Here is a 23,614-nt window from a genome sequence, read left to right as displayed (position 1 = left end):
GAAGTCAACAGTAATGCAGAAGCCTAGCGTGTGAGGAGCCGGCCATCTTCGCCGATGTCCAGGCGCAGGTTGCGCCCGGCCAGCAGGGCGAAGCCGGCCGCCAGGGCGACGATCGACAGCAGGACGCTCGTCATCGTGGCCATGCCGACCTCCAACTGCAGCAGGATCCCCACCGCCAGTGGCCCCATGGCGGCGAGAGTATAGCCTCCGCCCTGGGCCAGGCCGGAGAGTTTGCCGGCCAGGCGTGAATTGGCCGTGCGCAGTACGATCAGGGTAAGGGCAAGGCTGAAGCTGCCGCCCTGTCCCAGTCCCAGCAGCACCACTCCGGGCCAGCGCCAGTTCTCGTCGGCCTGCAGCAACAGCCACAGACCGGCTCCCACGCAGCCCAGCACCAGTAGCAGGGCCGGCCTCTGGTCACGACCGAAGCGCGCTAGCCACGGCGCACCCAGTGCCGAGACCAGTTGCACCATTACCGAAGCGCCCATCATCCAGCCGGCCTCGGCTTCGCTGTAACCGCGTGCTTGCAGCAGAGTCGGCAGCCAGCCGAAGACGATATAAGCCAACGACGACTGGGAGCCCATCAGCACCATGACCTGCCATGCCAGCGGCTGCCCGAGCAGTTCGCGCATGCTGCCGCCCGCGGGGGGCGTGGCAATGGCCCGCGGCGTACGTGGCATGAGCGCTATCCAGGCCAGCAAGGCGAGGCCGGCCAGTGCCCCCCAACTGATCAGGCTGAAACGCCAGCTACCTAGCATATTGGCTAGGGGAATGCTCAGGCCGGCGCCGAGAGCGCCTCCCAGGCACAGGGCCATGGTATAGACCCCGGTCATGAGGTCCGCCCCACCGGGAAGCTCTCGCTTGACCAGCGCCGGCAGCAGGGTGCCGGCGATGCCGATGGCGGCACCCACCAGCAGCGTGCCGATGAACAGCAACGGCACGGCGGGAACCCCGCGCAGCAGCAGGCCGAAAATCAGCATGCCCAGTGCCAGGGTCAGGGTGCTCTCCGGGCCCATGCGCTTGGCAAGCCAGGGCGCCAAGGGCGCGAAGATTCCCAGGCAGAGTACCGGCAGCGTGGTCAAGGCCCCGATGGCGAGTGGCGTCAGGCCGGTCTCGGCCTTGATACGCAGTAGCAGGGGGGCAAGCGAGGAGAGGGCGGGCCTGAGATTGAGCCCCACCAGCACCATCAGTAAAAGGAAGAGAGCGACACGTCGTGGATCGGGCCGGGGGTCAGTCGTCATGGCCTCGCCACTTGTCGGTTCGCCGATTGGTGTCATGTCTGGTGGAAGAGGCGTCGTCCTGCTCACGGCGGGCGATCAAGGGATGTTCATTGACACCGCGGGAATCGAACTCGACGCGTCCGGGATCGGCGGAACCCTGCAACTGGCGACGGATGTCCGAAACGTCCTCGACGCTGACCAACTGCTCCTGATGGCCGATTACCTGGCGTTGGGTCACCAGGCGTCCCTCGTAGGTCCAGCAACGCTGCGGTGCTTGAGCGACGAGCCAACTGCGGCCTTGCCAGTGGGCATGACCCTGCGCATCGAGTTGCAGGGCCTCGAGCGGTACCAGGGCGGCGAACAGCCGTGCATTCAGCACCAGGCCGCCACTGGTCATGTGGATGGCACCTTCGTAGCGTCCGGCGTGGAGGGCCTCGATGACGCTACTGCGCTTGGCTCGAGGCTCGATGCTGCCCTGGCCGCAGAGATGCAGCAGGCCATCATCGATCTGCTTGATGACCCAGACCGGAATGGGTTGCTTTCCGGTCAGCCATTTGAGCATGCTCGAGCCTCCTTGCGCGGTGTGGCGAGATTCAATGAGTATTCAGTCGCTTGAGTCGAACTGCTCGTGAAAATGGCAGCACGACAAACCGTATACCATTCCTTACTACTCGCCAACCACCAAGCCTGGGCACTCAGGCCCGGCGAGTGCCCTGCCCGCGGCTGCGCCGGCGACGCGGTGCCTGGGCATCGCCACCTGCCGAGTTGCCGCTGCGCTGCCCCGACTGGCCACGATTGGCGCCACCCTGGCGAGCCTGGCCGCCCTGGCCACCACGCCGGTTGCGGCCGTTCTCGATCGGCTCGGGCTTGGCGTTGGGGTCGGGTTCGAAGCCGGGTTCGATGTGTTTGTCCAGGTCACGCTTGATCAGCCGCTCGATACCCTTCAGCAGGCCGTGCTCGTCGACACAGACGAGTGAGACGGCTTGGCCTTCGCTACCGGCACGACCGGTGCGACCAATGCGGTGCACGTAGTCCTCGGCGACGTTGGGCAGTTCGAAATTGACCACGTGAGGCAGTTCGCTGATGTCCAGGCCACGGGCGGCGATGTCGGTTGCCACCAGCACCTGCAGGTCACCGCCCTTGAAGGCCGCCAACGCCTTGGTGCGTGCCGACTGACTCTTGTTGCCATGGATTGCCATGGCCGGGATGTCCTGCTTGGAGAGCTGCTCGGCCAGGCGGTTGGCTCCGTGCTTGGTGCGGGTAAAGACCAGCACCTGATGCCAGGCGTGCCGGGTGATCAGGTGAGCGAGCAGTTCGCGCTTCTTCTCCCGGTCGACGCGATAGACCGCCTGGTCGACGGTTTCCGCCGTGGTGTTGCGGCGTGCCACCGAGATCTTCGCGGGGTTGTCGAGCAGCTTGGCCGCCAGCGTCTGGATCTCGTCGGAGAAGGTGGCCGAGAACAGCAGATTCTGGCGCTTGGCGGGCAGTACCCGCAGCACTTTCTTGATGTCGTGGATGAAGCCCATGTCGAGCATGCGATCGGCTTCGTCGAGCACCAGGATCTCCACCCGTGACAGATCCACGTGCTTCTGCTGATGCAGGTCGAGCAGGCGACCCGGGGTCGCCACCAGCACGTCGAGGCCGGGACGAATGGCGTCCACCTGGGGCTGCTGACCAACGCCGCCGAAGATCACATGGCTCTTCAGGGTCAGGTGGCGGCCGTAGTCGGCGACGCTCTCGCCTACCTGGGCAGCCAGTTCGCGGGTGGGCGTCAGCACGAGCGCGCGTACCTGCCGTTGGCCGGGGCGTGGGCCGTCAGCCAGGCGTTGCAGCATCGGCAGGGTGAAGCCGGCGGTCTTGCCGGTGCCGGTCTGGGCACTGGCGAGCAGATCGCCGCCCTTGAGCACGGCAGGAATGGCCTGGAGCTGGATCGGGGTCGGCGTGGTATAGCCCTGCGCTTCGACAGCACGCAGCAGTTCGGCTCGCAGGCCGAGTTCGGAAAAAAGGGTCATGCGGTCTCCGCAGATACGTCCTGGCCTTGTCGTGTGCGTCATGCACATGACCAGTCCCGGGCCAAGACGTGAGAAATTCGGTTCAGGGGCGCGGCAGGAGGGACCACGAATCGCCGCGTTGGGGCATTATGCCAGTTTATTTACCGCGCTGCAGCTTTCCTTGAGCTCCTGCCTCTTTACCCCGGGTGGCCTTGAGGTCGCTCTTGAGGCGGGCAAGCACGGCAGCATTCAAGCCTTCGATCTCGTCGAGCACTTCCGGTGTCAGTTGATGGAGCCGCTCCGGATCGCTGATGCCATTAACGAAGAGGACCTGAGCGCTCGCCGGACCGACGCCCTTGGCCTGGGTGAGCCTGATGGCGTGGCGTGAGAGCAAAGTGGTACGCCGGGCGTCGTCCAGATGTTCCCAGCCCCCACGCTGATAGAGATCGCAGGCGTACCGATCCAGGCCCAGGCGCAGGCTTTCCAGCACGGACTGCGCCAGTTGGGAGTCGATCTGCTGGAGCGCATCCGCGAGCTGATCGCAGCAAGCGCTGATCGTTTCCAGCCGATCGACGGCAGCTTGGGAAGAATCCGACTCCAGCGCGGCGAGGAGTTCCCGCTCGAGTCGTTGGGCGAGACTGTGCAGCGCCAGGGCGGTCGCGCGATCAGGCACTGTCCGGTTCTTCGCGGCAGGAGTAGGGCTGGCCGGCATGTGGCGTCCTTGTAGTCAGTTCGCTTATCAGACTAGACCAGGATGGCCGCGCAGGTAGGGCTCAGCGTGCTTGCCTGATACCCGCGGCAATGTCGGCGGCCACTCTATCCCAACTGCTCCCCAGCGCGCGGACGAGAGCGGGATAGCCGTCATCGTCGAGCTCCGTCTCCACATGGAAGCGTTGCATGGTCATCAGGCGTCCGTCGGGGGCCAGCAGCTGCCACTGGCCGCTGGCGATGGCCAGGCCGTCATGACGGCCTTGGAAGCGATCGACTTCGAGGCGCAAGCGCAGGGCCTCGCTGCGACCCAGGCTGGTCTCGTCGCGCATGACCCGAGTGTCGGGCAGGCGCTCGGCCAGCCTGGTGCGCAAGCCGCGCTCCAACTGGCGCCCCAGCGGCTCGGCCCAGAGATGTTGGCGGGCGGCGTTGAGCGTGATGTCGTCGAGCTGCAGTACGATGCCGTCGGTATCCAGGTAGTGCGCCAGGCGCGGTGGCTGTACCACCAGCAGGTGGCTGGGGGCGGGGTTGCCATCCGACAGCGTGGTGCCGCTATCGGGCAGCATGTAACGATTGGCCGGTGCAGTGGGCGAGGCGCAGCCGACAAGCAGTATGCTTGCCAGCAGGGCAAGCCAAATCATCCACCTCATGCAGCACTCCCTTTCGACGCAATCATTACAGCATAGCGATTCATTAGGCGAACCTCATCAGTTGCGTTGCGGGGCGCGCGGTGTCGGATCCTCGGCGTCGAGGCTGTCGAACAACAGTGCCCTGGGGTTCTCGTTGAGCGTGCGCGTGACCGGTTGCAGGTCGCGCATCAAGCGCTCCAGCCGTTCGGCGGTGGCGGTCAGCTCGCGATAGCCACTGGAATCGGGGGACAGGCCCTCCAGCGTTTCTCGCAGCGCCTCCAGCGAGGCATTGAGGTTGGCCGGAAGATTGCGAGTACCCGGGTCGTCGAGCATGCCTTGCAGTGAGGCGCTGAGCTCGCGCACCTCGCCCAGCATGGCTTCGGAAGCGGCCAGGTTGCGGTCCAGGCCCGTCAGTATCGGCTCGATCTCCAGTGCATTGAGCTTCTCCAGCAGGGTGGTGACCTGGGCTTCGATCTGGGCGAAGCCGGTCGATGTCGTCGGGAAGACGGTACGCTCGCTGAAGCTCTCCGCCAGGTAATCCTCCGCTTCCTCACGATAGAAATTGAGGTCGACGAACATCGAGCCGGTAAGCAGGTTGCCCGATTTGAGCGAGGCGCGCAGGCCGATGCCGAACAGGCGCTTGAAGCGTTCGTCCCACTCTTCGAGGTCGATCTGCTGGTTCTCGATGCCGAGTCGTTGAGGCTCGATACGGATCAGCACCGGGATGGCGAAGCCGTTGCGCGTCTCCGGCTGCTCGGCGGTGAACTCCCAGGGCACGGCCGCCACGGTGCCGATGCGCACGCCGCGGAATTCCACCGGGGCGCCACGCGACAGACCGCGCACGCTGTCCTCCACCAGCAGTACGTACTCCAGGTAGCGGCTGAAGGTGCCCTGGCGGGCGCTCTCCTCGTCGGGGTAGAGGTTGAAGGTGGTGTCGTTCTCCACCGGGCCGCCGCGCGGCAGGTCTTCGGGTACGCCGAAGGTGACGCCGCCGCCGAGCAGGGCTTCGAGCGACTCGACATTGACGCGGATGCCGTCCGCATCGAGACGCAGGTCGATGCCGCTGGCCGACCAGAAACGGGTGCTGTCGGTGACCAGGCGGTCGTAGGGGCTCTCGATGAAGATGCGCTGGCTCATGCGTCGGGTGTCGGCGTCGAAATTGGCTTCCTCGACGCGACCCACGGTATAGCCCTGGTAGGTCACGGGGTCGCCGGCACGCAGCGAGTTGCCGAGCTGGCTGACCAGATTGATACGTAGCCCGGCGGCATCGGCCGGCGCCACGGGGGGAAGGTCACTGACCTCGAATTCGCGCAGGCCGGGCTCGCCGCTACCCGGCTGGAGCTGGATGTAGGCGCCTGAGAGCACGGTGCCCAGGCCGCTGATACCCTCGCGGCCGATGCGCGGCTTGACCACCCAGAAGCGGCTGCCTTCGGTCAGCATGGCTTCGGTATCGGGAGACATCCGCGCAGTGATGACGGTATGCGACAGATCGTCGGAGAGCTGCACGCGCTCGACCCGGCCAACCTCGACATTGCGGGTCTTGATCAGGGTGCTGCCGGCCTCGATGCCTTCCGCATTGCTCATGGTCAGGGTGATCAGCGGACCTCGGCTGCGGTAGTTGTCGTAGACCAGCCACAGCCCGATCAGCATGGCCACGATGGGCACGATCCAGATCGGCGACAGGCGCCGTTGCGGCGTGGCTTTGGCCCGGTGCAAGTCGCGTGAGGCCTCGTTGTCGCGAGGGGTGTCGCTCATCCAGTGGTTCCTTGCGTTTCGTGTCGGTCACGCGGCAGGGGCGTATCCCAGATCAGTCGAGGGTCGAAGGTCATGGCCGCCAGCATGGTCAGTACCACCACGGCAGCGAACGCCAGGGCGGCGGGGCCAGGGGTGATCGACATCAGCGAACCGGCGCGAATCAGCGCCACGAGAATGGCGACCACGAAGACATCGACCATCGACCAACGCCCGATGAATTCTGTCAGGCGGTAAAGCCGCGTGCGATTGCCTGCGTTGAGTTCATTGCTGCGCTTTACCACCAGGCAGAGCCACGCCAGCGCCACCAGCTTGCCCACTGGGACGATGACGCTGGCCATGAAGATCACTGCGGCTACCGGCCATGAACCCATCTGGATCAGCTCCACCACGCCGCCAATGATGGTGGAGGGGGCGCTGTGACCGAGGCTGGTGGTGGTCATGATGGGGTAGAGGTTGGCAGGAATGTACATGATGGCGGAGGCGGCAAGCAGCGCCCAGGTGCGCTGCAGGCTGTGCGGCAATCGCGCGTGCAGCCGTTCGCCACAGCGTCGGCAATGGCCCTTGCGGTTCGACTCCAGGCGATTGACCAGCCCGCAGGTAGGGCAGCCGGTAAGCCCCTGGCTGGCGGCTGTCGCCCCCGTGTGGGCGCCCTCGGGGGCTAGCGGCTCGCCGGCCAGCGAGAACCACATCCAGTCCGAGTCGATGGACTGGGTGGTGGCCAGCAGCAGCAGCGCGAAGGCGCAGAAGGCCCAGAAGGATATCCCCAGCTCGACCTGCGCCAGGTCCGCCACCTTGAACAGGCTCACCAGCGCGCCAATGATGAAGACGTCAGCCATCATCCACGGATTGAGGTGAGCCAGTGCGCGGGCGATACCGCGGCTGGCCGGTAGCGGCTGACCCTGGAGCAGGCCCAGTTGCAGCCACATCACGCCGAGCAGATAGATCCCCGGCAGCACGACGATCGTCATGATCACCGCAATCGCCACCAGTGGCTGATCGAAGCCGATCAAGGTGGTTGCCGTCTGGGTGAGTTCGATGCGGTTGCCGAAACCGCCGGTGCTGAAGCTGACGAAGGGAAAGGAGATCGCCAGTAGCAGGGCGACCATCGATGCCATGGCCAGCGCCATGCTGCGCTGGGCAGGGCGATGGTGGCGGATGGCCAAGGTATGTCCGCAGCGTGGGCAGTCCGCCCTTTGCCCTGATTGCAGTGGCGGCAGTGCCACGAGCCAATCGCATTCGTGGCAGGCGCGCAGGCGCCGACGCGATGTGCGTGACTCGGGTGGAACCTGATCGACCATGGGGGTGGTCGGTACGAGCGATGGGCGTTGAAACCTGTAAGGCACTGACGAGTCGACTCGAAGGCTGATGGAGCGAGGCTGTCCTCACCCTGAAACTGGAAAGCCGTGTCGGCTGTATCAAAGTGTGGCATGTTGACGCCGCGCATACCATATACAAACATTCGCCCCTGAATGTTCCCTTGAGGAGACGACATTGTTACTTCCCCTGTTGGCCGTTGTCGCGGGTCTTGTATTGCTGGTCTGGAGCGCCGAACGTTTCGTCGACGGTGCGGCGGCAACGTCCCGGCGTCTCGGGGTGTCACCGCTGCTGGTGGGGATGCTGGTGATTGGCTTTGGCACCTCCGCGCCCGAGCTGATGGTTTCCTCGCTGGCGGCGAGTCAGGGCAATCCGGGGCTGGCGCTAGGTAACGGCTACGGCTCGAATATTGCCAATATCGGCCTGATCCTGGGTCTCATGGCGGTCATCTCGCCGCTGGCGGTGCACTCCAGCGTGATTCGGCGTGAACTGCCGGTTCTGGTTGCGGTGACGTTCTTGTCGGCGCTGTTGATGTGGGGCGGGCTGATCGGTCGTGTCGAGGGCAGCCTGCTGCTCGTCTTGCTGGCGGCCATGATCGGTTACAGCATCTGGCAGGCGCGGCGCGGCGACCCCGACCCGCTGGCCGACGAGACCGAGGAGAGCCTGCAGGCGCATCCGATGACGCTGCGTGCCGGCGTGATCTGGACGATCGTCGGGCTGGCGCTGTTGGTGCTGAGTTCGCGCGTGCTGGTGTGGGGGGCGGTGGAGATTGCCGTCGGTTTCGGTGTCAGCGACCTGATCATCGGGCTGACCGTCGTTGCCGTCGGTACGTCACTGCCGGAGCTGGCGTCCTCCTTCAGCGCCCTGCGCCGGGGCGAGCACGACCTGGTGGTCGGCAACGTGGTGGGGTCCAACTTGTTCAATACGCTCGGTGTGGTGGGGCTGGCCGCGGTCATTCACCCCATCGAGGTAGGCACCGAAGTGCTGCTGCGTGACTGGTCCCTGATGACCGTGATGACGCTGCTGATGACCGTCTTCGCGATTGGCTGGAAGGGGCGGCCGGGGCGCATCAACCGGCTCGAGGGTGCGATGCTGTTGGCGTTGTTCGTCGGTTACACCGCGTTCATGGTGCACCTGGTCCTGCGTAGCGCCGGCGCGCTCTAGGGCTGGCTGCGACAACCCGACACAGCAAGAGACGGGGACCCGGCTCGCGCGCTCTAGTAGGCTTGGTGGCAAGCACAGAATGCAGTGACGAGTATTGATCCAGGGCAGCGCCATGGCATGTAGGGTTTTGTAAGTATCGACGCCCTGCATGCCTCCGTGTTCTAGGCTCTTGGAACCCCAGCCGTGTATCGAGGTGAAATGCGTCACGACATGTCCAGGAAGGACGTGGTCGGAAGCACAACAACGGCACCCCGTGTGCTTTCGCATCCCTTGAGACGTTGACTCTTCGCAGCCGAGAGGTACGTCATGGAGCTTGATCCCGTATTGCTTTCGCGATTGCAATTCGCCTTCGTCGTTTCCTTCCATGCCATCTTTCCGGTCTTCACCATCGGCCTGGCATCCTACATCGCCGTGTTGCGTGGGCTCTTCTACAAGACCCAGAACCCGGCATGGGATCGCCTGGCGCTGCTGTGGACCCGGGTCTTTGCCGTCGCCTTCGGCATGGGGGTGGTGTCCGGCATCGTCATGTCCTTCCAGTTCGGCACCAACTGGAGCAATTTCTCCCAATCCGCCGCTAATTTCATCGGGCCGTTGCTGAGCTACGAGGTAGTCACCGCCTTCTTCCTCGAGGCTGCGTTTCTCGGTGTGCTGCTGTTCGGGCGCGACAGGGTGCCCCAGGGCGTGCATCTGTTCGCTGCGATCATGGTGGCGCTGGGAACCTTCATTTCCACGTTCTGGATCCTGGCGGCCAACAGCTGGATGCACACTCCCGCCGGCGTCGACTTCACCGGCGGCACCTTCCGGGTCACCTCGTGGACCGAGGCGATCTTCAACCCGTCATTCCCGTATCGCTTCGCCCACATGGCCATTGCGTCGTTCATCACCGGTGGCTTCGTCGTCGCCGGGGTGAGCGCCTGGTACCTGCTGATCGGTCGTGACGTCGAAGCCAACCGCAAGGCACTCTCCATGTGCCTGTGGATGCTGCTGGTGTTGACGCCGACCCAGGCGCTGGTGGGTGACTTTCACGGCCTCAATACCTTCGAGCACCAGCCGGTCAAGCTCTCCGCCATGGAGGGCAACTGGGAGACCCGCCGCGGTGCGCCGTTCCTGCTGTTCGCGCTGCCTGACCAGGAGGCGCAGCAGAACCGCTTCGAGATCGGCATTCCCTATGCGGCGAGCCTGATCCTGACCCACGAGTTGGACGGGGAGATCCCGGGGATTGTCGAGGTGCCGCCAGAGGAGCAGCCGCCGGTGGCGATCGTGTTCTGGGCGTTTCGCGTGATGGTGGGGCTCGGCCTGCTGATGATCGCGGTCGCCCTGGTGGGGCTCTACCTGCGGCGTGGTGGGCGTGTCTACCAGGCGCGTCCTTACCTCCAGATGCTGCGCCTGATGTCCGTCACGCCCTTCGTTGCCGTGCTCGCCGGCTGGATCACTACCGAGTCGGGCCGGGCGCCGTGGCTGGTCTACGGCATGATGACCCACGCCGAGGGGGTGACCCCCTCGCTGACCGGCGGCATGGCACTGTTCACGCTGGTCGGCTACATGGCGGTCTATGCGGTGATCTTCTATGCCGGCACCTACTACCTGACACGGGTCATCCGCTACGGCATGCAGGATAAGGACGACGACAAGGTGATCGACGACTTCGAGACGCCCAAGCGCCCTTGGTCGGCGACCCACACGCCGTTCGACGACGACCCGACCGAGAAGAGGGCCTGATCATGGAAATGTTCGATCTATCGCTGATCTGGGCGCTGATCATCGGCTTCGGCATCATGATGTACGTGCTGATGGACGGCTTCGACCTGGGGCTTGGCATCCTCTTCCCGTTCGCTCCCGACGAGGATGCCCGCGACGTCATGATGAATTCCGTCGCCCCGGTGTGGGACGGCAACGAGACCTGGCTGGTGCTGGGCGGGGCCGGGCTTCTGGGTGCCTTTCCTCTGGTCTATTCGGTGTTCCTGCCGGCACTGTACATCGGTGTGTTCCTGATGCTAGCGGGCCTGGTGTTTCGCGGTGTGGCCTTCGAGCTGCGCTTCAAGTCGAGCCGCGACCGGCGCGGCCGGCGGCTTTGGAACCTCGCCTTCAGCGGCGGCTCCGCGGTGGCGGCTTTCGCCCAGGGGGCTGTGGTGGGCACCTACATCCAGGGCTTCGCCACCGAGAACAGGGTCTTTGTGGGCGGTCCGTTCGACTGGCTGACACCGTTCACGGTGCTGACCGGGGTCGGCATCATGATCGGCTACGCGCTGCTGGGAACCACCTGGCTGATTCTCAAATCCGAGGGCTACATCCAGCAGTGGGCCTATCGGCTGACCACGCCGCTGCTGCTGGCCGTACTGGTGATCTTCGGCATCATCAGCATCTGGACGCCATTGATGAATGTCATCGTGTGGGAGCGCTGGTTCGGCCACCTGCACGTGATCTGGGTACTGCCGGCGCTGACTCTGCTGTGCATGTTCACGGTGTATTGGGCCTCGCGCCGCGGCCACGAGGTGTTGCCGTTCATCGCGACGCTGGGCATCTTCCTGTTCACTTACCTGGGCCTGGTGGTCAGCAAATGGCCCTGGATCGTGCCGCCGAACTACACCATCTGGGACGCCGCCTCGGCGCCGGAGTCACAGCTCTTCCTGCTGATCGGCGTGCTCTTCGTGTTGCCTTTCGTGTTGGTCTACACCTTCTGGTCCTATTGGGTGTTCCGCGGCAAGGTGCGGGTCGGCGAGGGCTACCACTGAGCCGATGATGCCCGACACCCATTCGGCCTCTTCACCGCGTCACTGGCTGGCGGCCCATGCCGTCGGCCAGCGCCGCTGGCTGGGGCTGGCGGCTGCGGCCGGGGTCGCCGTCGGTGCACTGACGATCACCCAGATGGCGCTGCTGGCCTGGATCGTCAGCCGCCTGCTGGTCGGTGGCGATTCCCTGGCTGCGCTGACCTGGGCCTTTCTCTCGCTGGTCGGCGTACTGTTCGCGAGGGCGCTGTGCCAGTGGGGCCAGGAAGTGGCCGGCCAGGAAGCGAGCCTGCGCATCCGCCACGCGATTCGTGGCCAGCTACTGGACCATCTTGCCGCCATGGGGCCGGTTCGGGCCGGCGCAAGGCATAGCGGCGCGCTCGCCAACCAATTGGTGGAGCAGGTCGAGGCGCTGGACGGCTACTTCGCTCGCTTCCTGCCCCAATTGCGGCTCAGCGTGATCGTCCCGCTGTCTATTTTCCTCGTGGTTGCATGGCTCGACTGGCTGGCGGCGCTCTTCCTGCTGCTTGCCGCCCCCTTGATACCGCTCTTCATGGCCCTGGTCGGTATGGGGGCGGAGCGGCTCAACCGCGAGCAGTTTGCCGCCGTCAGCCGTCTCTCGGGCCACTTCCTCGATCGTGTGCGTGGGATTGCCACGCTGCAGCTCTTCTACCGGACCCGCGAAGCCAGCGTGGAAGTCCACGAGGCGGCCGACCGCTACCGGCGTTTGAGCATGCGAACGCTGCGGGTGGCCTTTCTCTCCTCGGCGGTACTCGAGTTCTTCGCCTCGGTGGCGATTGCCGTGGTCGCGATCTATGTCGGCTTCGGCCTGTTGGGCTACATCGACTACGGTCCAGCCGATCGACTGACGCTGTTCAGTGGCCTGCTGATCCTGCTGCTGGCGCCGGAATTCTTCCAGCCGCTGAGAATCCTGGCACAGCACTATCACGACCGAGCGGCTGCCTTGGGTGCCGCGGATGGCATGCTGGCGCTTCTTGCCGAGCCGGTGCGTTCGCCAACAGGGAACGAGACGCAGTCGCTGCCGACGTGGCGGTTGGTGGAGCTGGAGCGTGCGACGCTGGCTCATCCTGGGCGCGGTCGGGTGCTGGGGCCGCTCACTCTAGCGGTAGGCGCTGGTGAAACGCTGGTCGTCAGCGGGCCCTCCGGGGCCGGCAAGTCCGCGCTGCTGCAACTCCTGGCGGGCTTCGTGGCACCCGACGAAGGTTCGCGGCACTCCCAGGCGGGGCTGAAGATCGCCTGGATGGACCAGCGCCCGGTGCTGATCCATGGCAGCCTGGCCGACAACCTTCGCCTGGCGGCGCCCGCGGCGAGCGAGAGCGACCTGCAGCGAGCACTCGAGCGTGCCGGGCTGGCCGAACTGTTGGCCACGCTGCCGCACGGGATCGACACCCAGCTGGGAGAGCGGGGCTCGGGCCTGTCGGGCGGTCAGGCGCAGCGCCTGGCACTGGCCCGGGTGTTTCTCTCGCACGCCGACCTGGTTCTGCTGGACGAGCCGACCGCGAGTCTCGACGAAGCGACCGAAGCACGGGTCATCGAATCGCTGGTCAGGCTGAGGGAAGAGGGCAGGACGCTGGTCATTGCCACGCACCATCCCGCCCTGATGGCCATGGCGAATCGGCGACTAGAACTCGGCGAAGGAATCATCCAGGACCAGGCGACGGGAGCCCGTATCGATGAGTGAAGGATCGCTGAGAGCGACGCTTGCTCCCTGGCTACGCTTGCTCGGGCGCCGACGGCGACGCCTTGCCATCGGCGTGCTGCTGCTGGTGGTGACGGTGTTCTCGGCGGTCGGTCTGCTGGCGCTGTCGGGGTGGTTCATCGCCGCCAGCGCGCTCACCGGTATTGCCCTGGCAATGGGGCTCGCGGCGAGCCTGGACGTCTACGTGCCCGGCGGTGGGATACGCTTCTTCGCCGTTAGCCGTACCGTGGCACGCTACCTGGAGCGGCTCTACAACCACGACACCGTGCTGCGCCTGCTTGCCGACCTGCGCGGTCATCTGTTCATGGCCATGGCCCGGCTCGATGACCGCAGCCTGGCCCGGCAGCGTGCCAGCGACTGGCTCAACCGTCTGACCGCCGACATCGATACCCTCGACAGCCTCTACCTGCGCCTGCTGGCGCCGCCGGTGGTGGCGCTGATGGCGGTCGTGCTGGTCGCTGCCTTCCTGGCGCTGTGGGTTCCGGCGGCGGGGCTGGCGGTTGCGGCGCTGCTGCTGCCCACCTGGGTTTGGCTGACGGCTGGCCAGGCGTGGCTCGGCATGGCCGCGAGCCGGCGCCAGGTCGAGCATCTCCAGCGCCTGCGCAGCCAGGCCATCGAGTATCTGGCCGGGATGGCGGAGCTCGAGGCCTACGGTAGCCGAGCCTGGCACCTTCGTGAACTGCACAAGCGTGAGGAGGCACTACGGGGCGACCAGCGTCGCACCGGCAGGTTGGCCGGCTTCGGCACCGCACTGGTGAATCTGATGGTCGGGCTGGGCATGGTGGCGGCGCTGTGGCTGGTAGCGTCGGCCTGGCAGCAGGAGGTGGTTAGTGGGCCCATCCTGGTCATGATGCCACTGGCGGTGCTCGCCATCGGCGAAGCGCTGGCCCTGTTGCCGGTTGCCTTCACCCAACTGGGGGCGACCCGTGGCGCGGCCGAACGGCTCAATGCAGTGGAGCGTGCGAGTGCGAGGATGCCCGAGGGTGGCAACGTCGTACTGCCCGTCGGCGCCCTGTCCGTCCGGCTGACAGCGGTCGGCCTGCACTATCCCGGTGCGCTCACGCATGCGCTGCGAAATATCGGGTTGGAGCTGATGCCTGGCGAGAGGCTGGCACTGACCGGTGCTTCCGGCGCGGGCAAGAGCAGCGTGGCGGCGTTGTTGACCCGGCGGCTTCCCCCAAGCCAGGGAAAGATTACGCTCGCCGGCGTGCCGCTCGAGCAGGTCGACGAGCGTTCGCTGCGTGAGCGTGTCGCGATTCTCGGCCAGCGCATCGACCTGTTCCAGGGCAGCCTGGCGGCGAACCTGCGACTGGCGGCGCCGGATGCCAGCGAACCCCGGCTGTGGCAGGCCCTGGCTTGGGTCGAACTGGAAGTGTGGGCGAAAAGCCTGCCGCAGGGGCTGGACACCCGGGTGGGTGAGGGCGGTCGCGCGCTTTCGGGAGGGCAGGCGCGACGCCTGGCACTGGCCCGGCTGTGGCTGCGCGACCCCGGGCTTGTCATCCTCGACGAGCCCTTCGCGGGCCTGGATGCCGCTACCGTGTCCCGGGTGGCGTCGCGGCTCGATGAATGGCTCGTGGGGCGCAGCGTACTCTACCTGGTACATCAGCTCGACGGTGGCGAATTCGATCCGCCGGGGATCACCCGGGAATGCCGCCTGGAGCAGGGAGGATTGACCGTTTGCGCAAATTCCGTGTATCCATCAGGATAAAGGGATAAAGGCAAAGAGGTGCACCATGCGCGACTTCCTGAAGCGGCTGCCGAAGGCCGAACTTCACCTGCACATCGAGGGTTCACTGGAGCCGGAACTGATGTTCGCTCTGGCCAGACGCAACGGGGTCGAGCTGCCCTTCGGCTCTGTCGAGGAAGTGCGAGCCGCCTATGATTTCCAGGACCTCCCATCCTTTCTCGAACTCTACTACCGGGGCATGAGCGTGTTCAGGCGTGCCGAGGATTTCCACGACCTGGCCATGGACTACTTTCGCCGCGCCCATGCCGAAGGCGTGGTGCACGTGGAGATGCACTTCGACCCCCAGGCCCACCTTGCCCGCGGTATCGAACTCGACGTCGTCATGGAGGGCTTGAGCCTGGCGCGGCGCGAGGCCGAGCGCGAACTGGGCATGTCGACGGGGCTGATCATGGCGTTCTTGCGCGATCGGCCCGCCGACGAGGCGATGAAAGTCCTCGAGAGCGCTGCCCCCTACTGGGAGATGCTCGACGCCGTGGGGCTCGACAGTGCCGAGCGCGGCCACCCGCCCTCCAAGTTCGTGGAGGTCTTTCAGCGCGCCAGGATGTTGGGCATTCCCCGGGTCGCGCACGCCGGCGAAGAGGGGCCGCCCGAGTACATCCGCGAGGCGCTCGACCTGCTCGACGTGTGCCGTATCGACCACGGCGTGCGCTGCCTCGAGGACCCCGAACTGGTCGCGCGGCTGCGCGATGAAGGCGTGGTGCTTACCGTCTGCCCGCTATCCAACGTGCGACTCAAGGTGGTGGAGCGCATCGAGGAGCACCCCTTGCCCCAACTGCTCGATGCCGGTCTACGGCTGACGCTCAACTCGGACGATCCGGCCTACTTCGGCGGTGGCATGCTGGACAACTTCGTGGCCTGCCACGACGCCTTCGGCTGGTCGCGCGAGACCTTCATCCAACTCGCCGGCACCGCCATCGAGTCCGCCTTCATGAGTGACGTGCGCCGACTCGAGCTGCATCGGCAACTGGCTGCCAGCGCCTGAGACGCAAACCCCCAGCGAGCAGCCGGGGGCGAGGGTTGGCCGTTCCTTGAATGAGCCCTGCTCTGGGCAGGCTTAGGGCAGAGCGGGTACCTCGAAGTCGGGCATTTCCCCGGTCAGCGTGTGCAGGAAGGCGGTAATGTCGGCGATGGTGGCGTCGTCGAATTCGCGGTTTAGCATCTCCCGGCCCATGATGGCCACGGCTTCCTCGAGAGTTTCGGTGGCCCCGTTGTTCATGTACGGGTAGGTCACGCCGACATTACGCAGCGTGGGAGTACGAAACTTGTGCATGTCGGCTTCGTCGCCGGTGACGTCAAAGCGGCCGACGTCGGTGGAGCCGGGCACCTGGATGGCGTAGAAGTTGCTGTCGGTGAACGCGGGGCCGCTATGGCAGGCAATGCAGCCGTTGTCGGCGAAGGCTACCATGCCATCTTTTTCCTGCTGATTCAGGGCGTTCAGGTCACCGCGGAGATAACGATCGAACGGTGAGTTCGGTGTGTTCAGCGTCCGCTCGAAGCTGGCCAGCGCCATGGCCAGGTTATCGTTGTTGATCGGATTTTCGTCCCCGGGGAAGGCTTCGGCGAACTTCTCCTGATAGAGCGGGAACCCTTCCAGGCGCTCCAGCGCCATGTCGAGGGCCATGGCCATCTCGATATCGGCCTGGATCGGACCGAGTGCCTGACCCTCGAGATCCGGCTCACGACCGTCCCAGAACTGGGCGCCGAGGAAGCCCGAGTTGAGCACGGTGGGCGTATTGCGTTCGCCGATCTGGCCTTCGTGACCTGTCGCGCGCGGAATGCGGTCGCTCCAGCCCAGCGCCGGATTATGACAGGTGGCGCAGCTGATCACGCCACTGGAAGAGATGCGCGGTTCGAAGAACAGCATATTGCCGAGCTCGACCTTTGCCTTGGTGAGCGAGTTTCCCGCCGGGATAGGCGGCAGGTGGGGCAGCGGCTGAAAGCGGTCGCGGTAGTTACCGAGACCATCGTCGGCAAGTACGCCGGTTGCCGCCAGAGCGGCGCTCAACGATACCGCGGAGGCAAGCCGAGTCGGCCGGGCGAGAGCGTGATGTGTCATGACGAATCCCCTGGGTTGCAAGCTAGAGACGGTTTAGCCTGTTTTGCAACATCAGGTTACGGACACGTCTTGAGCCGTATCAACCAAGTGAAATGGTCGGAATGGAGCGCTCCTTGAGGTGAGTCAAAGTTTGATTCGTTTTGTCTTCACCGTGCCAACAAATGCTTGTCTATAGCCTCTTGAGTGTGAGTCCGGATAGCCCTCCAATGTGACTGGAAACGGGGCCGGCTTGTGCCGGCCCCGTTTCGTCAGTGGGTGGTCACCAGCATCACCACGCTGAGGGCAGCCGAGACCCACATGGCGGGCTTGATGTCGTAGAGCTTGCCGGTGGCGAGCTTGATCAGCACGAAGCTCAGGAAGCCAAAGGCGATGCCTAGGGTGATCGAGTAGGTCAACGGCATCAGGATGATCGCCAGGAAGGCGGGGAAGGCCTGCTCGAAGCGCGACCAGTCGATCTTGCTGATCGGGGCCAGCATGAACAGCCCGACCAGCACCAGTGCCGGCGCCGTGGCGATACCCGGCACCAGTGACAGCAACGGCGAGAGGAACAGGAACGGCAGGAACAGGAAGGCGATGGTCACCGCCACCAGGCCTGTACGCCCGCCCTGAGCCACGCCGGCGCCGGATTCAATGAAGGTCTGGGCGGCGCTGGTGCCGAGCGGCGCGGCGATCATCGAGGCGAAGGCATCCACGGTCATGGAGCGCTTGAGGTTGCGCGGATTGCCGTTCTTGTCCTTGAGATCCGCCGACTCAGACAGCGCCATGAAGCACGACAGGGCATCGAAGAAGTTGGTGAACAGCATGACGAAGATGAACGGCAGGTAGGCGACCTTCAGCGCGCCCCAGATATCGACCTGCATCACGGCGCTGAAGTCCGGCCAGGCGGCGAAGCCGCTCCACTGCACCACCACGTCGCCACCCCACAGACGTCCCATGGGCGTGGCCAGCAGGGTGGTCAGCGCAATGCCCAGGATCAGCGCGCCGTTGAAGCGCATGATCACCAGGATGGCGGTGGCCATCATGCCGATGAAGAAGGTGATCAGCGAGGCATCCATGCTGCCCAGGGTGACCAGGGTGGCGTCGCTGCCGACGATGAAACCGGCATTCTTGAAGCCGATGAAGGTGATGAACAGGCCGATGCCGCAAGTGATGGCATAGCGCAGCGAAGGCGGGATGGCGTCGATGATCGCCTCGCGCACGTTGAACATCGCCAGCGTGGCGAACAGCACGCCGGACCAGAACACGCAGCCCAACGCCACCTCCCACGACAGCCCAGCACCCTGCACCAGGGTGTAGGTGAACAGCGCGTTCATGCCCATGCCCGGCGCCACCAGGATCGGGTTGCGGGCATACAGGCCCATGGCCAGGCTGCTCATGAAGCTGATCAGCACCGTCGCCGAAAGCGCAGCGGAGAAGGGGATGCCGGCATCGGAGAGAATCGCCGGGTTGACCACGATGATGTACATCGAGGCCAGGAAGGTAGCGATGCCGGCCAGAATCTCGGTCTTGACGCTTGAGCCGCGTCGGCTCGCGCCGAAGTAGGTATCCAGCCAGTTGCCTTGTCCCGAGGCCCTCGCGGGGGACTGGTCTTCAGCTCTATCGGCCAGGGAGGAGGTCGGTTCCATAGTCGGTGTCCGTTGTTGTTGGATGCGTTGTCGGTGTCTATTCGGCATTTCTGACCGAATGGTCAAGCATGTCCAGGCACAGCCTAGACAATATTTGACCGATTGGACAGGTGCATTGCGACCAAGGTCGTAGTGGCGGGTGGAAGAGAAGCAGGAGATGGGACAAGACGCGAGAGGGGAAAGACTCAGGTTCAGTTCACCGCGGTCGTGCCAAGGTGCGGCAGGCTGTTCCTGTGCGCAGGCGTTGCCCTCAACGTTTCGCTTGGTTACGGTAGGTAAAAAGCTGCAGAAGATGGCTTACGTAACCAAGACGTACTCAGGGATGCCGCATTAGGGATGATGGAAAACGTCATCCATTTTGCCAGCAGGGCGGTAGCGTCCCTGAAATTCCGGCTCAACCCAGCGGGCTACGTACCACAGCAAACCCTTTCTTCAGCACATGCGTTCCATCGCAGATCTTCTCGGTCCGGGCGCTGTAGTACTTCATGCGTAGTGCTTTCACCTCCATAAGCTTGGGGTCAGTTGTGTGCTTTTATAACCGGCTTCTTTAGATAAGCAGATATGCATACAGCATATTGGTTCCGACAAAACGTGCATGCGCGCGAATTCTGCATAGGTGGCCGAGCTATGCTTTGGAGTTATAGGAATCAATAGGTTAGGTAGGGTAAAGTGCGCTAGATAATAATGTTGAACGCGCAGCGGTGTTCATCCAATATCAGGGCGTGCAGTCCAATCACTGTTAAGAGGCTAGGAAATGCAGTGCCCCATTTGTAGCGAAGCGATGACGGAAATCGAAGTTGCACCATGCTTTGACTGTGGCCATGAACCTAGTGAGTTGGAGGAGCTTAAAAACGGTGAGCATGAATATCATCTGTTCAAAGTTCTTGGTGAGCAAATAGTACTGTGTGACTTCTGCGACGCAGATTTTGATTCTTATTATCCGGAATACCTTGGTTTCCTAGGTTCTATTGTACACAACTATCCACTTGAGTCGGTCAGTAAAATACAAAGCCCAGTGCCGGCCACGGACTACCGTTGCTCTAAGTGCCAGCATCGGTTAGCTTTTTTACGATTTTTAAAGTCATTGAGGCAGCGCAATGCCTCTTAACAAGGCGCATCAGTACGCGGCCGGTGGCCGCCGGACGTCCCTGACGGGCCGCCGCTGTGCTTGGCGTTAGGTGCTCAAAGTGAATCAAAGCCAGCTCGTATCAAAACTCATCAAACCGCTGGCTGAGCTAGATACCTCGGAAATATCTCCACGGCAGGTCGTTTTGGCTGCACTCAACTGGCCAACTGATGGCTGGGCGCCTCAGGCCTTGGAGTGGCTGGAGCAAGGAGTTGAGGTTGATAGCGAGGTTGCGGTAGCACTTGAGCGTTTTGCTTCCAAAAAGCACTATTCCCAAGCAAGTAGGCACAAGGCATTTGCTCTTGCTAAAAGGTGGCGGCGCATCCATGAAGCCGCACCTAACCACTCATTCAACGGGACGCCTGACGGCGCCCGTTAATTCAAGTGTTATGTGTAATAGGAGCTATAGAGCTATGCTATGACTAGGTTCATGTACGCATATAACAAGCGCATGTTGACAGGCTGGTTTCCGCTGCGCTCCAAACCAGCCTGCAAATTCAGGTGTTAGGTCGCACGCTCGCTCCACGACCAACATCAATCTACAAAGGAAATAGTGCCATGGCCAAGTACTTGATCTCCTTCCCCAGCGCTGCGATGGGACGGCGGCTTCACTGTACTCGAACTACCCTCACGCGAGGAGGTCACCGAGTGGGCCGCGCGCATCGCGAAGGCATGTCGCTGTGACCAAGAGCTTCGCGTCTTCGGGTTCGACCCGCAGTCCCGAGGCGACATAGATATAGCGCAGAAAGTGTGGCCTGACAATTTATTCAAGCCGACGCCTCTTAGTGGCGCGGCTTAATTCAAGCGTTATCGAAGTCGCATTGATGGTTAGTAGTCCCACGCTCTCTTCAACCCAACTTCTAGGAGTAGCACCGATTGCTTACCATTGCCGCCAACATCGTTGTGTTCTTTGTCGCAATCTTGCACGTCTACATTCTCGTCTTGGAGATGTTTTTATGGGACAAGCCGCTGGGGAGGAGGGCCTTTGGTTTGAGCGCTGACTTCGCAGCGCAGACAAAGACATTGGCGGCAAATCAAGGTCTATATAATGGTTTCTTGGCTGCTGGCCTCTTCTGGGGCCTTTCCCTTGGCCAGGCAGGATTCTCCGTTAAAGTCTTCTTCCTGCTCTGTGTCTTCGTCGCCGGGATCTACGGCGGGTTGACTGCGAACAAGAAAATTCTCCTCATTCAAGCCGTTCCCGCCGCGCTTGGCCTTGTGTTGCTGTTCCTGGCTTCGTAACAAACCGCGCTTAACCCTGTGCTTGCACGCGAAATTTTAAGAATTACTCATCCAATATCAGGACGTGCAATCCTAATCACTGCTAGGCAAACCAAGGAGATTTTAGTGCTGTACCTAATTATGGCTATGCGTACGCCTCAGTTTCAGCAGTCGGTCGTTGATGCTCACAAGCAATACTTGGCCCAGCTCAAAGCGGAGGGTGCCCTTGAGCTCGCAGGCCCGTTCACCGATAAGTCGGGTGGCGCATACGTCATTTCGGCTAAGGATCTAGAAGAGGCGCAGGCAATTGCATTTAACGACCCGGTTCATACTAGCGGATCCTCCGAAGTGTCGGTGCATGAGTGGGATGCAGTCTAGTCGCTTAATAAGAGAATTGTGTCGCCTCGTCTTACCTTGGCTTCTCGCCTGGCAATGGCAAGTCGTTAAGTGCGGAGGAGTGTATTGCCAATCTGAGTGTTGAAAGGCAGAGCTAATATGTGGTTTAAAATAGATCTATGGTCAATCGCTATCGTGTCACTGATGCTGCCTCTATCTTCTGTCGCTGATGAAGATTGGTGGTTTAGTCCGGATTTCTGTGAATTCTCTGTTGAGTTCCCGACTGCGTACGAAGAAAAACAGGTGGTAGTTGGCGGGGAACTTGGTGCTGGAGCTACGGCACAAGTGGGCAGTTCAGCTTTCTTTGCTGCGGAGTGTTGGTCATATGAAGAACAACCGCCATTGGAGCAATTTGCACAGCATATGGAAATGCTGGCTACGCAAAGAGGGGTGTCGGTAAGCAGCGTCGTTGTCGACAGAAGCAGTACGATTGGTGGTCAGGTAGTCTTAACAGGGGTTGTCAATGCTGGAGGAGAGACGCTGCACATAACGACGATCTCTTCCGTTGGCCAGCGCACGAGGCTTGATCTTACGATGGTAGATAACGAGATTGTGAGCCGAGAAAAACTCGCATTTAGAAATAGCATAACACTCAAGAATTAGGGGAAATTGTAGACACGCGCCAGCCAAGACCGGCTGTGTTCCAGTACAGCGGCAACATCACCATCATGGCGAGTGGTCCTCATGAATCCTGTTCCTGCCGGAGCAGCGGATTCACGAGAACCACTCGCCATTTTTGTTTCAGGCCTGGTCGCGCCGATGCTGGCAGCGTCCGCTGGCCCAGGTTTCCAGAATGCTGCGGTCGTCGCCCAGCATCATCAGGGCGAAGAGGCGCTCGCCGAGGGTCTTGCACCGTGCGTGACGACGCCCTAGCAGCGGTGAGCCGTCGGGGTCGATCACGACGAAGTCGGCTTCCATGCCGGGGGCGAAGCGGCCGATCTTGTCGTCCAGCGAGAGCGCCTTGGCGTTGCCTAGAGTGAGGCCGTAGAGGCCCTGCCAGGCGGTCAGCGGCTGGCCGCGCAGCTGGCCTACCTGATAGGCGGACTTGAGCGTGGCGAGGCCGGAGAGATCCGTACCGCCGCCCACATCGCTGGCGTAGGTGATGTTGAGGCCGACCTCGCGTGCCGCCAGGCGGTCGAACAGGCCGCTGCCGAGGAACATATTCGAGCTTGGGCAGAAGGCGAGGTTGGCGCCGCGCTCGGCCAGGCGGGTACGCATTTCCTGGTCGAGGTGAATGCCGTGGGCGAAGGTGCTGCGCGGGCCGACCAGCCCAGACTGCTCGTAGACTTCGAGATAGTCGCGGCTCTCGGGGAACAGCTCGGCTACCCAGTCGAGTTCGCCGGGGTTCTCGGAGAGGTGGGTCTGCAGCCACAGGCTGGGGTCGTTGCGCAGTACGCCGCCGGTGGCGTCGAGCTGTTCGCGGGTGGAGGTCGGCGCGAAGCGCGGGGTCAGGCTGTAGCCCAGCCGTGCGGTGCCGTGCCATTCGGCGATTAACCGTTCGGTGTCGCGAATGCCGCCGTAGGTGTTATCGCACAGCGCCTCGGGGGCGTTGCGATCCATCAGCACCTTGCCGGCCAGCATGCGCAGGTCGCGCTCGCGGCAGGCCGAGAAGAAGGCTTCCACCGAGGTGGGATGGCTGGAGCAGAACACCTGGGCGGTGGTGGTGCCGACCCGCAGCATCTCGTCGAGGAAGGCATTGGAGATCACCTCGGCCCGCTCGCGCTGGGCAAAAGCGCACTCTTCGGGGAAGGTGTACTCGTTCAGCCAGTCCAGCAGCTGACGCCCGTAGGAGGCCATGATCTCCAGCTGCACGTAGTGCACGTGGCTGTCGATGAAGCCGGGCATCACCAGCTTGCCGCGATGATCCACCGTTTCGATGCCTTCGGGCAGGCGTGGCGCCAGCGTCGCGTAGTCGTCGATGGCCTTGATGCGGCCGTTCTCCAGCCACAGCGCGCCATCCTCGATGTGGCGTACGCTGCCTTCGGCGGGTTTGTCGCCCTCGCCGGGGTCGGCATCGAAGCTCAGCAGTTCGGCGCGTATCACGCGGGAGTCGTTGTTCGTCATATCTGGGGCTCTTTGATTGCAATCATCGGGCTGTTCCGGCGGCAGGCCTGCGAGGAGGCGCTGTGAATCCTTCCCTGGACGCTACATTTGCCATCCATGGCAAATGACCTCCTCTTCGGCCTGCCCCCGGCGCCCGATAGCCAGCGTCGTGTTCAGGA

Annotated in this window: 20 protein-coding genes; 10 read left to right on the top strand and 10 right to left on the bottom strand. The window is 63.2% G+C overall.

Features of this window, described 5'->3' with window-relative positions:
• Window positions 1-23: 23 nt before the first annotated feature.
• The 7 genes from ACRWQA_RS11285 to ACRWQA_RS11255 all read right to left on the bottom strand — a co-directional run bounded on the left by ACRWQA_RS11285 (window position 24) and on the right by ACRWQA_RS11255 (window position 7,598).
• Window positions 24-1,238, bottom strand: coding sequence for an MFS transporter (locus tag ACRWQA_RS11285; RefSeq protein ID WP_263583778.1), 1,215 nt, complete (start codon window positions 1,236-1,238; stop codon window positions 24-26).
• Window positions 1,228-1,779: a hypothetical protein gene (locus ACRWQA_RS11280; protein ID WP_263583779.1), complete on the bottom strand. Its 552-nt coding sequence runs from the start codon at window positions 1,777-1,779 to the stop codon at window positions 1,228-1,230. Before ACRWQA_RS11280 ends, ACRWQA_RS11285 begins: the two co-directional genes overlap by 11 nt.
• Window positions 1,780-1,912: 133 nt before the next feature.
• Window positions 1,913-3,229 (bottom strand): DEAD/DEAH box helicase, encoded by a 1,317-nt coding sequence (locus tag ACRWQA_RS11275; protein ID WP_263583780.1) that lies wholly within the window; start codon window positions 3,227-3,229, stop codon window positions 1,913-1,915.
• A 136-nt stretch (window positions 3,230-3,365) separates the two neighbouring features.
• Window positions 3,366-3,920 (bottom strand): helix-hairpin-helix domain-containing protein, encoded by a 555-nt coding sequence (locus tag ACRWQA_RS11270; protein WP_434228475.1) that lies wholly within the window; start codon window positions 3,918-3,920, stop codon window positions 3,366-3,368.
• A 61-nt stretch (window positions 3,921-3,981) separates the two neighbouring features.
• Entirely contained in the window at window positions 3,982-4,566 is a 585-nt protein-coding gene (locus tag ACRWQA_RS11265) for a PqiC family protein (RefSeq protein ID WP_434228473.1), read from the bottom strand.
• Window positions 4,567-4,623: 57 nt separating this feature from the next.
• Entirely contained in the window at window positions 4,624-6,300 is a 1,677-nt protein-coding gene (gene pqiB / locus ACRWQA_RS11260; RefSeq protein WP_263583783.1) for an intermembrane transport protein PqiB, read from the bottom strand.
• Window positions 6,297-7,598 (bottom strand): paraquat-inducible protein A, encoded by a 1,302-nt coding sequence (locus ACRWQA_RS11255; RefSeq protein ID WP_263583784.1) that lies wholly within the window; start codon window positions 7,596-7,598, stop codon window positions 6,297-6,299. The genes pqiB and ACRWQA_RS11255 overlap by 4 nt, the downstream gene beginning before the upstream one ends.
• Before the next feature lie 193 nt (window positions 7,599-7,791).
• On the opposite strand from ACRWQA_RS11255, the gene ACRWQA_RS11250 reads away from it, so the two are divergent.
• From ACRWQA_RS11250 to ACRWQA_RS11225, 6 genes are all read left to right on the top strand, one after another.
• Window positions 7,792-8,778: a calcium/sodium antiporter gene (locus ACRWQA_RS11250; RefSeq protein ID WP_263583785.1), complete on the top strand. Its 987-nt coding sequence runs from the start codon at window positions 7,792-7,794 to the stop codon at window positions 8,776-8,778.
• A 306-nt stretch (window positions 8,779-9,084) separates the two neighbouring features.
• Window positions 9,085-10,497, top strand: coding sequence for a cytochrome ubiquinol oxidase subunit I (locus ACRWQA_RS11245; protein ID WP_263583786.1), 1,413 nt, complete (start codon window positions 9,085-9,087; stop codon window positions 10,495-10,497).
• 2 nt (window positions 10,498-10,499) lie between these two features.
• Entirely contained in the window at window positions 10,500-11,510 is a 1,011-nt protein-coding gene (gene cydB / locus ACRWQA_RS11240; RefSeq protein ID WP_263583787.1) for a cytochrome d ubiquinol oxidase subunit II, read from the top strand.
• 4 nt (window positions 11,511-11,514) lie between these two features.
• The gene (gene cydD, locus ACRWQA_RS11235) at window positions 11,515-13,206 is read left to right on the top strand and encodes a thiol reductant ABC exporter subunit CydD (protein WP_434228470.1); all 1,692 of its coding nucleotides are present in this window, start codon (window positions 11,515-11,517) and stop codon (window positions 13,204-13,206) included.
• On the top strand, window positions 13,199-14,932 hold the full coding sequence (gene cydC, locus ACRWQA_RS11230) for a thiol reductant ABC exporter subunit CydC (RefSeq protein WP_434228468.1): 1,734 nt from the start codon (window positions 13,199-13,201) through the stop codon (window positions 14,930-14,932). Before cydD ends, cydC begins: the two co-directional genes overlap by 8 nt.
• Window positions 14,933-14,957: 25 nt before the next feature.
• Entirely contained in the window at window positions 14,958-15,953 is a 996-nt protein-coding gene (locus ACRWQA_RS11225) for an adenosine deaminase (RefSeq protein ID WP_434228466.1), read from the top strand.
• A 72-nt stretch (window positions 15,954-16,025) separates the two neighbouring features.
• Here the strand turns inward: ACRWQA_RS11225 and ACRWQA_RS11220 are convergent, their stop codons facing one another.
• The gene (locus tag ACRWQA_RS11220) at window positions 16,026-17,027 is read right to left on the bottom strand and encodes a cytochrome-c peroxidase (RefSeq protein WP_434228464.1); all 1,002 of its coding nucleotides are present in this window, start codon (window positions 17,025-17,027) and stop codon (window positions 16,026-16,028) included.
• 248 nt (window positions 17,028-17,275) lie between these two features.
• Window positions 17,276-18,652: an NCS2 family permease gene (locus ACRWQA_RS11215; RefSeq protein WP_263583792.1), complete on the bottom strand. Its 1,377-nt coding sequence runs from the start codon at window positions 18,650-18,652 to the stop codon at window positions 17,276-17,278.
• Window positions 18,653-19,839: 1,187 nt separating this feature from the next.
• Here ACRWQA_RS11215 and ACRWQA_RS11210 point away from each other — a divergent pair.
• The 4 genes from ACRWQA_RS11210 to ACRWQA_RS11195 all read left to right on the top strand — a co-directional run bounded on the left by ACRWQA_RS11210 (window position 19,840) and on the right by ACRWQA_RS11195 (window position 21,995).
• Window positions 19,840-20,157 carry a hypothetical protein gene (locus tag ACRWQA_RS11210; RefSeq protein WP_434228462.1) on the top strand — a complete coding sequence of 106 codons (318 nt, stop codon included), beginning with the start codon at window positions 19,840-19,842 and terminating at the stop codon, window positions 20,155-20,157.
• 497 nt (window positions 20,158-20,654) lie between these two features.
• Window positions 20,655-21,017, top strand: coding sequence for a DUF1304 domain-containing protein (locus ACRWQA_RS11205; protein ID WP_434228460.1), 363 nt, complete (start codon window positions 20,655-20,657; stop codon window positions 21,015-21,017).
• Between the two features lie 120 nt (window positions 21,018-21,137).
• Window positions 21,138-21,374, top strand: coding sequence for a YciI family protein (locus ACRWQA_RS11200; RefSeq protein WP_434228582.1), 237 nt, complete (start codon window positions 21,138-21,140; stop codon window positions 21,372-21,374).
• Window positions 21,375-21,527: 153 nt separating this feature from the next.
• On the top strand, window positions 21,528-21,995 hold the full coding sequence (locus tag ACRWQA_RS11195; RefSeq protein WP_434228458.1) for a hypothetical protein: 468 nt from the start codon (window positions 21,528-21,530) through the stop codon (window positions 21,993-21,995).
• Between the two features lie 138 nt (window positions 21,996-22,133).
• On the opposite strand, the gene guaD is transcribed toward ACRWQA_RS11195, so the two are convergent.
• On the bottom strand, window positions 22,134-23,456 hold the full coding sequence (gene guaD, locus ACRWQA_RS11190; protein ID WP_434228457.1) for a guanine deaminase: 1,323 nt from the start codon (window positions 23,454-23,456) through the stop codon (window positions 22,134-22,136).
• Window positions 23,457-23,614: the final 158 nt, after the last annotated feature.

The organism is Billgrantia sp. C5P2 (genome assembly GCF_051062895.2).
This window is presented reverse-complemented; position numbering and strand designations above follow the sequence as displayed.